The organism is Kineosporia sp. R_H_3 (assembly GCF_002198675.1).
Classification (GTDB): Bacteria; Actinomycetota; Actinomycetes; order Actinomycetales; family Kineosporiaceae; genus R-H-3.
In genome coordinates this window covers 1-10,646 of the sequence record NZ_MWLL01000071.1, presented here as the reverse complement: position 1 = coordinate 10,646, position 10,646 = coordinate 1, and the positions used below count along the sequence as shown (strand labels likewise).

The following is a 10,646-nucleotide window of genomic DNA, read 5'->3' as shown; positions in this document are numbered from 1 at the left end:
GTGCCGGCGGTCCTCACCTGGTTGTCGGCCACCGCCGTCCAGGTCGGGGCCGGGACCCTGCTCGTCGTCGCCGCGCTCGTCGCGCAGCACGGCGGCGTCGCCTCCCTCTACGGGGTGCTCGAGACCGGCGTCGTCGGCGGCGTCGTCCTGACGCTGGCCCAGCTCACCGCCCTGCCCAACCTCGCGGTCTGGGGCGGCGCCTTCCTCACCGGGACCGGCTTCTCCGTCGGCCGCGGCACGTCGGTCGCGCCGACCGCGGTCTCCCTCGGAGACCTGCCCGCCGTCCCCGTCCTCGGTGCCCTCCCGACCCCCGGGCCGATGCCGGGCGCCGCGCTCCTGCTGCTCCTCGTGCCGCTGCTCGCGGGCGGGGCCGGCGGGCTGCTCGTCGTCCGGCGACGGGGCGTCGACTCCGGGCGCTGGACGGCGGTCCTCGACACCGTGCTGACCGGGCTGCTCGCGGGCCTCGCGTTCGGCGCCCTGGCGTGGCTCTCGGGCGGCGGGATCGGGCCGGGACGGCTCGGGGTCGCCGGGCCCGCTCCCCTGCCGACCGGCCTCGTGTTCGCCGTCGAGGTCACGGTCGGTGCTCTGCTCGTCGTGGGCGCCCGCGCCGCGATGCCGGGGTTCGCCGCCCGCGCGGGCCGGGACTGACGGGACGGCGCGTCAGCCGACGGTCGACGCCGCCGGGCCGAGCCGCGCCCGCAGCTCGTCGGCGCAGCGATCGCGCGCGGCGATCGTCGACGCCGTCGACAGGCAGCGCTGGTAGTCGCTGAAGGCCGGGTAGAGCACGGCCTGCAGGAGGCTGACGACGACGAGCACCGTGGCGACGCCGAGCCCGACGCTCACCCCGAGGAACCCGCGGGCCTCGCCGCCCGCCCGGCGCGACGCCGCGAGCGCGAAGATGACCTGGAAGCCGACGACGACGCAGCCGGTCCCGAACACGAGCGTGCTGAGCTTCCACGGCAGCGGCAGGAAGGCCGTGACGACCGACGCGACGATGAGGGCGCCGAACAGCCGGGTCCGGGCGCGCAGCCGCTCCTCGAGCTCCTCGCGGTTGCGCGGCCAGGTCGTCGTCACCGAGCCATTGTCACCTGCCGGGGCCGCCGGTTCGCGCCCACTACTGTGGCGCCGTGCCGCAGACCCCGCCGACGCGACTGCCGACGACCCCGCCGACGGTGCCGCCGACGACCGACCGGCCCCGCGTCGTCGTCCTCGTGTCCGGTTCGGGCACCCTGCTCCAGGCGCTCCTCGACGCCGCCGCCGCACCCGGCGCGCCCTTCCGGGTCGCCGGGGTCGTCAGCGACCGGGACGGCGTCGCGGCCCTCGACCGGGCCCGCGCGGCCGGGGTGCCGACGGCCGTCGTCGCCCTGCGCGACTTCCCGGACCGGGCCGGCTTCGACGCCGGGGTGACCCGGGCCGTCGAGGTCTTCTCGCCGGACCTCGTCGTCCTCGCCGGCTTCATGAAGATCCTCGGCACGGCCTACCTCGTGCGGTTCGGCGCCCGCACCGTGAACACCCACCCGGCGCTGCTGCCGGCCTTCCCGGGGGCGCACGGCGTCCGGGACGCGCTCGCGCACGGCGTCAAGGTCACCGGGAGCACGGTCATCCTCGTCGACGACGGGGTCGACTCCGGCCCGATCGTCGCCCAGCGCGCCGTCGAGGTCCTCGACGGGGACGACGAGGCGACGCTCCACGAGCGGATCAAGGGCGTCGAGCGGGAGCTCCTCGTCGACGTCGTGACCCGGATGGTCACCGCGGGCTGGACGACGCAGGGCCGGCACGTCCGCCTCGGGTGACCGCTGCGGTGCTCCCCGTGGGCCGGCCGGCGCCCCGGGGCCGATATCGTCGGCCGTCGTGACGCACGCGCCGCAGCAGACCGCCCTGACCCCGACGACCGGCGAGGGACGGGTCCCGATCCGCCGGGCCCTCGTGTCGGTCTACGACAAGACGGGCCTGGAGGACCTCGCGCGCGGGCTCGCCGGCGCCGGCGTCGAGCTCGTCTCGACCGGCTCGACGGCCGGCCGGATCGCCGCCCTCGGCCTGCCGGTGACCCCGGTCGAGGAGCTGACGGGCTTCCCCGAGTGCCTCGACGGCCGGGTGAAGACCCTGCACCCGCGGGTGCACGCCGGGATCCTCGCGGACCGGCGGCTCGAGGACCACGTCCGCCAGCTCGACGACCTCGGGGTGGCGCCGTTCGACCTCGTCGTCGTCAACCTGTACCCCTTCCTCGAGACCGTCGCCTCCGGTGCGACGCCTGACGAGTGCGTCGAGCAGATCGACATCGGCGGGCCGTCGATGGTCCGGGCGGCCGCGAAGAACCACCCGAGCGTCGCGGTCGTCACCGACCCGTCGCGCTACGCCGACGTGCTCACGGCCGTCGGCGAGGGCGGCTTCACCCTGGAGGCCCGCCGCCGGCTCGCGGCCGAGGCGTTCGTCCACACCGCGTCGTACGACGTCGCCGTCGCGTCCTGGATGGGGTCGGTGCTCGCCCCGACGGACGACGGCACGGGCTTCCCGGCATGGGCGGGCGCCACCTGGGACCGCGCCGCCGTGCTGCGGTACGGCGAGAACCCGCACCAGCGCGCCGCGCTCTACCGCGGCCACCGGCCCGGCCTGGCGCACGCCGAGCAGCTGCACGGCAAGGAGATGTCGTACAACAACTACGTCGACACCGACGCCGCCTGGCGGGCCGCGCACGACCACGGCGACGCCCCGACGGTCGCGATCATCAAGCACGCCAACCCGTGCGGGATCGCCGTCGGCACCGACGTCGCCGACGCCTACGCCAAGGCCTTCGCGTGCGACCCGGTGTCGGCCTACGGCGGCGTCGTCGCCGTGAACGGCACGGTGACGGCCGCGATGGCCGAGCAGATCGGCGACGTCTTCACCGAGGTCGTCGCGGCCCCCGGCTACGAGCCGGCCGCGCTCGAGGTGCTCACCCGCAAGAAGAACGTCCGCCTGCTCACGGTGCCCGCGACGGCGCGGCGCGGCGGGGTCGAGATGCGCCCGGTGAGCGGCGGCCTGCTGCTGCAGACCGTCGACCTGCTCGACGCCCCCGGCGACGACCCGGCCGGCTGGACGCTCGCGACCGGCACCGCGGCGGACGACGCGACCCTGGCCGACCTCGCGTTCGCCTGGCGCGCCGTCCGGGCCGTGAAGTCGAACGCGATCCTGCTCGCCAAGGGCGGCGCGAGCGTCGGTGTCGGGATGGGCCAGGTCAACCGGGTCGACTCCTGCCGGCTCGCCGTCGAGCGGGCCGGGAGCGAGCGCGCGACCGGCGCCGTCGCGGCGTCCGACGCGTTCTTCCCCTTCGCCGACGGGCTTCAGGTGCTGCTCGACGCCGGGGTCCGGGCCGTCGTCCAGCCGGGCGGCTCGGTCCGGGACGCCGAGGTCGTCGAGGCCGCCGCGGCCGCCGGCGTGACGATGTACCTCACCGGCGCGCGGCACTTCGCGCACTGACGGCGGGCCCCGGCCGGGGCCAGTAGGCTCGCGCCGTGGTGCGTTGGGAGGTCCCGCCGACGCGGCGGCTCGCCTTCGTCGCCGTGCTCCTGCTCACGGCCGCCGTGGTGCCGGTGACCCTGCTCGTCGGGTTCCGCGAGGGCGGTTACCTGCTCGCCGGTGCCCTCGGCCTGGCGGCCGTGCTGCGCGCCGTCCTGCCCGACAAGTACTGCCTCGGGCTGCTCGTGCGGACCCGGCTCGTCGACGTCCTCACGGCGGGGTCCCTCGCCGTCGCCGTCGGCGTCGTCACCGGGCTCGTGCCGACGTCCGCCTGAGCACCGGCCCGCCCGTGCGACGGCAGTGGTGGTACCCGGAGTGCGACCACGCAGGGTGACCCGGCAGGCTGGGACGAGGCCGGCGGGCCGGGGTGATCACCGAACGCCGGGAGGTCCGTCGGCGCGGGGTGGGAACCGTCTAGATTGGGCCGACATCGAAAGCCCGCCGGACGACACCACGCGAGAAGGGCACCCATGACCGAGCCGATGCCGTTGACGCCGCCCGCCGAGGCCACGCTGACGCTGACCGCACCCGAGCCGGTCAAGCCCGTCGTGGCGACCCAGGCGCCGAGGATCGCGCCCGCGGTGGACCCCGCCGTGGCCCCCCAGCTCGACCAGAAGGTCGAGGGCTACCTGTCCTCGCTCATGACGGTCGCACCGCACAGCCCGGAGTTCTCCGCCCGCGCGGAGGACGTCCGCACCATGGGCGACCAGGACATCCGCAAGGCCGCCGAGACGAGCAACCGGCTGCTCAAGACTCCGGTCAAGGCGCTCAACGAGGGCAGCCTCGCGCAGGGCTCGAAGGTCTCCGGCACGCTCCTGGAGCTGCGCCGCACCGTCGAGGACCTCGACCCCAAGGGCGCCCAGGGCTCCAAGAAGGTCTTCGGGTTCCTGCCGTTCGGGGACAAGCTCACGGACTACTTCCGCAAGTACCAGAGCTCCGAGAGCCACCTCAACGCCATCCTCAAGGCGCTCTACGACGGCCAGGACGAGCTCCGCCGGGACAACGCCGCGCTCAACCTCGAGAAGCAGAACCTCTGGGAGGCGATGGGCCGGCTCAACCAGTACGTCTACGTCGCCGAGCGGCTGGACGCCAAGCTCGCGGCGTCGATCGCGGAGCTCGAGGCGACCGACCCGGAGCGGGCGAAGTCGCTGCGCGAGGACGTCCTGTTCTACGTCCGCCAGAAGCACCAGGACCTGCTGACCCAGCTCGCGGTGTCGATCCAGAACTACCTGGCGATCGACATCGTCATCAAGAACAACATCGAGCTCGTCAAGGGCGTCGACCGGGCGACGACGACCACGGTCTCGGCGCTGCGGACGGCGGTCATCGTCGCCCAGGCGCTGAACAACCAGAAGCTCGTGCTCGACCAGATCACGGCGCTCAACACGACGACGTCGAACATGATCCAGTCGACGTCGGAGATGCTGCGGGACAACTCGATCCAGATCCAGCAGCAGGCCGCGAGCGCGACGATCGGGCTGCCGCAGCTGCAGTCCGCGTTCCAGAACATCTACGCGACGATGGACGCCATCGACCAGTTCAAGGTGCAGGCCCTGGACAACATGGCGTCGACGATCGGCGTGCTGGAGAACGAGGTCACGAAGTCCCGCGAGTACCTCGACCGGGTCAACCGACACGACGACCGGGTCGCCGGCGGGTCGCTCGACCTCGGCCGCGGCTGACCCGGCCGCCGGGCAGGTCGGCGGACGGTCTGGCGGACGGCCAGGCGCACCAACGGAACAGGGGAGCTCGAGCGGTGTCGTGGTGGCAGGACCTCGTGGGTGCTCTCACGGGCCGGGGCGCGGAGCGGGAGCCCGCGATCGCGCTCCCGCCCGCGCCCACGAGCGCGGACATCGTCGCGGCGGTCGACGGCATCGGCCCCCGGATCGCGGGCCGGGTGCCGGACATCGTCGTCGCCCGGGTCGACCGGATCGCGCAGACCGTCAAGGAGACCGTGCCCCGGCTCGGTGACCTCGGGGCGGGCAGCCGGGACGCGCACTCGGTCATGGCGACCGCGACGAGCTACCTGCCGGAGGCGCTCGAGGCCTACCTGCGGCTGCCGCGGTCGTTCGCCGACCGCCGCCCGGTCGACGGCAACAAGACCTCGCTCATGGTGCTCGTCGACCAGCTCGACCTGCTCGCGGTGACGATGGAGAAGATCCGGGACGCCGTCTACCGGGCCGACGCCGAGGCGCTCGTCGCCCACGGCCGCTTCCTCGCGGAGAAGTTCGGGCACGGTGCGGACGGCGGCAGCCTGAACGTCGGAGGGACGCCGTGACGACACCCCCGGGCGGCACCCGGCCCGCCCCGTCGCTCTCGGCGGCCCTCACGGCCCTCGAGGCCGTCGCCCGCCGGGCCGGTCTCGCGGACGGCGCCGCCCGCGTCGAAGGGGCCGCGCTCGCCGCCGCCCTCGCCGAGTCCGCGCCCCGGGCCCCGCAGGCCTGGGCCGAGGAGCTCGGCCGCCCGGTCGGCGAGTTCTTCGACGCCGCGTCGTCCGCGCGGCGCTGGCGGCAGGCCCCGACGGCGCTGCTGTCCGGTCTCGTCGAGACCGGCTCCCCGCACGCCGCCGACTACGCGCACGCCCTCGTCGACGTGACGACCGCCGCGTGCGGCCTCGGCGAGCCGAGCCTGCGCGTCGTCTCGAACGCGGGCGTCACCGCCGCGGCCCAGCTCGGTGCGGTCGGGCGCAGCGCCCCGGGCGCGTTCCCGGGCCTGCCCGCCCCGGGGACCACGGCCCCGGAGGTCGGGCAGTGGCGGCCGGGGCAGGTCACCTTCCCGACGCCGGTGCTCACCGGGTTCGACTCCGTGCCGGACGTGTCCCAGGTGCTCGACGCGCTCCGTGGGGGTGGGCAGCAACCGGGCGCGCCGTCCGGTCCGCAGCCCGGCGCCGTCCCGCCGTCCGACCCACAGGCGACCGCGACGGCCGGTGAGCAGGAGAAGGCCGTCGCCACCGAGGCCGCCGAAGAGGCCGTGCCGGAGAAGACCCTCGAGGAGTGGCTCGCCGAGCTCGACGCGCTCACCGGGCTGACGACCGTCAAGGCCGAGATCCACCGGCAGTCGGCGGTGCTGCGGATCGAGCAGCTGCGCGCGAAGCAGGGGCTCAAGAGCGCGACGATCACCCGCCACCTCGTCTTCAACGGCAACCCGGGCACCGGCAAGACGACCGTCGCCCGGCTCGTCGGCGGGATCTACAAGGCGATCGGGCTGCTCTCGAAGGGCCAGCTCGTCGAGGTGGACCGTTCCGAGCTCGTCGCCGGCTACCTCGGGCAGACGGCGGTCAAGACGAGCGAGGTCGTCGCGTCCGCGATCGGCGGCGTCCTGTTCATCGACGAGGCCTACTCGCTCACCGGGGACCAGTACGGCGAGGAGGCGATCGACACCCTCGTCAAGGAGATGGAGGACCACCGGGACGACCTCGTCGTCATCGTCGCCGGCTACCCCGGCCCGATGGCGGAGTTCGTCGCGGCGAACCCGGGGCTCGCGAGCCGGTTCCGGACGACCATCACGTTCCCCGACTACACCGACGACGAGCTCGTCCAGATCTTCACCCGGCTGTCGACGTCGCAGGACTACGACGCGACCCCGGAGTGCCTCGCGCGCTTCCGCGAGATCCTCGCCGCGACACCCCGCGGGGAGGGGTTCGGGAACGGACGGTTCGCGCGCAACGTCCTGGAGTCAGCGATCGGTCGCCACGCGTGGCGGCTGCGCGACGTCGCGGACCCGACGGCGGACCAGCTCCGGCTGCTCCTGCCCGAGGACCTCGCGGACGACGAGCAGCCCGCCGCGGCGGCCGGCGCGCCGGACGGCACGAGCACCGGCAGCACGAGCAGCACGAGCGACGGCACGACCGACCGCACGCACGACGGTCCGGACGGTGACGACGACGGGCCCGGCCCGTTCGACGTCCTCGGACCGGTGAGCAAGGGGGACATCGTGGGAGGCAGCACGTGAGCCAGACCAAGACCCGGGGCCAGGGCAAGGGGCAGGGCAAGGGCCGCCGGACGCCGTCCGGCCGGCCCGCGGGGCCCGCGGCCGGGCAGGCCGTCCAGGTGCTGCCCGCGCAGGGCGGCCCGCAGAGCGCGACCCTCGCCGTCCCGGACATCTCGACCGTGGGCAGCCGGCTCGCCGGGTTCCTCTCCGGCTCGCCCGGCCGGCTGCGGGTGGCCGCAGCGATCGCCGCGCTCGCCTGCCTGCTGCTCGCCGTCGTCGGCGCGGCCGCCATGCAGTACCGGGCCAACGCCCTCGAGGACGCCCGGTCGCACATCGCGCAGGTCGTCCGGGTGCAGAAGGCGCAGGCCGACCTCGTCCGTGCGGACGCCGCGGTGACCAACGGGTTCCTCGCCGGCGGCCTGGAGCCGGCCGCGCTGACGGCCGACTACGACGGCGCGGTCGCGGAGGCGGCCCGGCTGCTCGTCGACGCCTCGGCCGCGCAGCCCGACGACGCCGCGAAGCTCGCGCAGGCCAACCAGCTGCTCGCCGACTACACGCGCCAGATCGCCCAGGCCCGCGACAACAACCGGCTCGGCGTGCCGCTCGGCTCGGGCTACCTCGTGCTCGGCTCGCAGACGGTGCTCCGCGACCAGCTCCTCCCGCTGCTCGACGGCGTCGTCACCGACAACGGCACGAAGATCGACGACGCGTACTCGGCGTCCTCCGCGGCCACGTGGTGGTTCACCCTCGGCGTCCTCGTCAGCGGCGGGGTGCTCGTCGGCACCCAGGTCTGGCTCGCCCGGCGCACGCACCGCGTGCTCAACGTCGGCCTCGTCGCGGCGTCCGCCGCGGCGCTGCTCGCGATCGGCTCCGGCGCCGTGGTCCTCAGCTCGACGGGCCGCACCGCGCAGGACGTCCGGGTGACCTCCTACGCGGCGACGAGTGCGCTCACCACCGCGCGCGCGGCCGCCTACTCCGCCAAGGGCCTGGAGAGCCTCACGCTCGTCAAGCAGGGCGGCGGCGCCGCCTACGAGACGCAGTGGAAGGCGCAGGCGAAGGTCATCGGCGAGGCGCTCGGACGGGCCCGGCTGTCGGGGGCGAACGTGGGGGCGGCACCGGCCGCGCTCCAGGACTGGACGACGACCCACGAGACGATCCGGAAGCTCGACGACGGGGGCGACTGGCCCTCGGCGGTGACGGTGGCGACGCGGGCGAACGGTGATGCCGCGGCCCCGGCGGACGCGCAGGGGATGGCTTCGAACGTCGAGTTCGCCGCCCTCGTCGCCGCGCTCGACCCGGTGCTCGACGCCCAGGCGGCGAAGGCCTCGACGGACCTGGCCACCCCGTGGGGCGCGCTCCAGTTCGTCGGCTGGGGCACTCTCGTGCTCGGCATCCTCGCGGCGATCGCCGCGGTGGGCGGCATCTCGCAGCGGCTGGGGGAGTACCGATGACGACCACCCGGACGACGACCCGGACGACGACCGGCAGCCGGCGAGGCGCACTGGTCACGGCGCTCGCCGCCGTCGGGGCGCTCGCGCTCGCAGCGTGCGGGGCACCGTCCATCCCGGCGGACACCCCGGCGTTCACCGCGAGCCCGGCGGCCGCGCCGACCGCGCTCGCGAAGCCGACGTGCGACGACGCGACGACGTCGTACGACCCGCTGCCCGCCACGTCGGGTGCGGTGGCGTTCCCCGGCGACAGCCTCCAGGCGCAGATCCGCAAGCGCGGCCGGCTCGTCGTCGGGGTGTCCGGCGACTCCCTCCTCCTCGGCTCCCGCGACCCCAAGCAGCCGACGGTCTTCAAGGGCTTCGACATCGACCTGGCGAAGGCCGTCGGCAGGGCGATCTTCGGTCCGACCGGCGACGCGAAGGTGCAGTTCCGCGTGATCACCGCGGCGCAACGGGTACCGCTCGTCAACGCGGGGGTCGACGAGGGCGGGGTCGACATGGTCGCGCGCAACATGACGATGAACTGCGACCGGTGGACCCAGGTCGGCTTCTCCGCGGTCTACTTCACGGCCGAGCAGCGGTTCCTCGTCCGGAGCGACTCCAAGGCCAAGAGCCTCGGCGCACTGGTCGCGGCGGGCGCCCGGGTCTGCGCCCCGGCGGGGTCGACGAGCATCCAGCGGATGGTCGACCCGCAGTACGCGGGCATCGTGCCGGTCCAGGTCGACCAGCACACCACCTGCCTCGCGCTCCTCCAGCAGGGCCGGGTCGACGCGATCACCGGTGACTCGACAGTCCTCGCCGGGCTCAACGCCCAGGACCCGGACTACACCGAGGTCCTCAAGGGCCAGATCGGTGAGGAGCCCTACGGCCTGGCGGTCGCCAAGGACCACCCGGAGTTCGCCCAGTACCTCAACGCGGTGCTCAAGGAGTACATCGCCAGCGGTCAGTGGCAGGCCTCGTACGACAGCTACTTCGCCGACGCCCTCGGCGCCAAGCGGCCCCCGACCCCGGAGTACGGGCGGGAGATCCCGGCCTCGTGACCGTCCCGGCGACGAACCGCCCGGCTCCCGGCGCACGCGCCGGGGCCGGCGGCGTCGCCGTGGCCCCGGCCGCCCCGGGGCGGCTCGGCGTCGCCGTCGCGGCCTCGGAGCTGAGCGCCTACCTCACGGCGCTCGGCGACTGGCGGGCCGACCGCAAGACCGAGCTCGACCGGCTCGACGAGGCCGCGCTGCGGGCGACCGACCCGGACTCCTACACCGGCGACGTCCTGCTCTCCATGACGCTCTGGCAGGCGGTCAGCGACCGGTACGACCAGCTCGTCGCGACGTTCGACTCCGGCCGCGCGGACGCAGCGACCCGGGAGCGGATGTCGGCGCTGCTCCACGGCCGGCTCGACGCGGGCGCGCTCAGCGGGGCCGGGCTCGCGGTGAGCATCGTCGACGCGTGCCGGCTCTCCGACGCGCTCGCCGCCCAGCTGCGGGCGCGGCTGTCGTTCGACCCGCGGGCCGCGGACGCCGCCGCCCGGGTCGCCGCGCTGCGCGCCGGGATGGAGCGGCTGCGCGAGCTCGCCAAGGCCGAGCCCGGCGAGCTCGGCGTCGTCCAGCGGCTCACCGCCCGGGTCGACGACCTCGGCGAGGCCGCCCAGCGCGGCGCGGACGTCACCGTGCAGCTCGACACCCTCGAGGCGGACGCCGCCCGCACCGAGCGGGACCTCATCGTCACCACCGCGAACCGCGAGCCCGGCCCCGCTGAGCGCGCCCGCGTCGAGCCGGC

The 10,646-nt window shown here is 75.0% G+C and carries 10 protein-coding genes and 1 pseudogene; 10 read left to right on the top strand and 1 reads right to left on the bottom strand.

Translation table 11 applies throughout. The annotated features are described in order from the left end of the window. A partial coding sequence (locus tag ECOMGDLI_RS34435) for a DUF6350 family protein (RefSeq protein WP_198954532.1) occupies nt 1-648 on the top strand: 648 nt, incomplete at its 5' end. Between the two features lie 12 nt (nt 649-660). Here ECOMGDLI_RS34435 and ECOMGDLI_RS04175 read toward each other — a convergent pair. After that, complete coding sequence (locus tag ECOMGDLI_RS04175; RefSeq protein WP_088314110.1) at nt 661-1,074, bottom strand: hypothetical protein; 414 nt, start codon at nt 1,072-1,074, stop codon at nt 661-663. Between the two features lie 53 nt (nt 1,075-1,127). Here ECOMGDLI_RS04175 and purN point away from each other — a divergent pair, with 53 nt between their 5' ends. The 9 genes and pseudogenes from purN to ECOMGDLI_RS04130 form a co-directional block, all read left to right on the top strand. Further along, nucleotides 1,128-1,793 carry a phosphoribosylglycinamide formyltransferase gene (gene purN / locus ECOMGDLI_RS04170; RefSeq protein ID WP_088314108.1) on the top strand — a complete coding sequence of 222 codons (666 nt, stop codon included), beginning with the start codon at nt 1,128-1,130 and terminating at the stop codon, nt 1,791-1,793. Nucleotides 1,794-1,851: 58 nt separating this feature from the next. Continuing rightward, nucleotides 1,852-3,456, top strand: coding sequence for a bifunctional phosphoribosylaminoimidazolecarboxamide formyltransferase/IMP cyclohydrolase (gene purH / locus ECOMGDLI_RS04165; RefSeq protein ID WP_198954531.1), 1,605 nt, complete (start codon nt 1,852-1,854; stop codon nt 3,454-3,456). 35 nt (nt 3,457-3,491) lie between these two features. Then, complete coding sequence (locus ECOMGDLI_RS04160; protein WP_088314104.1) at nt 3,492-3,770, top strand: DUF3017 domain-containing protein; 279 nt, start codon at nt 3,492-3,494, stop codon at nt 3,768-3,770. 195 nt (nt 3,771-3,965) lie between these two features. Beyond that, nucleotides 3,966-5,177, top strand: coding sequence for a toxic anion resistance protein (locus ECOMGDLI_RS04155; protein WP_088314101.1), 1,212 nt, complete (start codon nt 3,966-3,968; stop codon nt 5,175-5,177). Nucleotides 5,178-5,251: 74 nt separating this feature from the next. Then, entirely contained in the window at nt 5,252-5,773 is a 522-nt protein-coding gene (locus ECOMGDLI_RS04150; RefSeq protein WP_088314098.1) for a hypothetical protein, read from the top strand. Continuing rightward, nucleotides 5,770-7,446: an AAA family ATPase gene (locus ECOMGDLI_RS04145; protein ID WP_088314095.1), complete on the top strand. Its 1,677-nt coding sequence runs from the start codon at nt 5,770-5,772 to the stop codon at nt 7,444-7,446. The genes ECOMGDLI_RS04150 and ECOMGDLI_RS04145 overlap by 4 nt, the downstream gene beginning before the upstream one ends. Further along, a complete protein-coding gene (locus ECOMGDLI_RS04140) occupies nt 7,443-8,876 on the top strand; it encodes a hypothetical protein (protein ID WP_088314092.1) in 1,434 nt (477 codons plus the stop codon). The genes ECOMGDLI_RS04145 and ECOMGDLI_RS04140 overlap by 4 nt, the downstream gene beginning before the upstream one ends. Beyond that, entirely contained in the window at nt 8,873-9,913 is a 1,041-nt protein-coding gene (locus ECOMGDLI_RS04135; protein WP_088314089.1) for a glutamate ABC transporter substrate-binding protein, read from the top strand. Before ECOMGDLI_RS04140 ends, ECOMGDLI_RS04135 begins: the two co-directional genes overlap by 4 nt. Further along, nucleotides 9,910-10,646 (top strand): annotated as a pseudogene (locus ECOMGDLI_RS04130) (hypothetical protein); the annotation flags it as partial. The gene ECOMGDLI_RS04135 and the pseudogene ECOMGDLI_RS04130, both read left to right, overlap by 4 nt.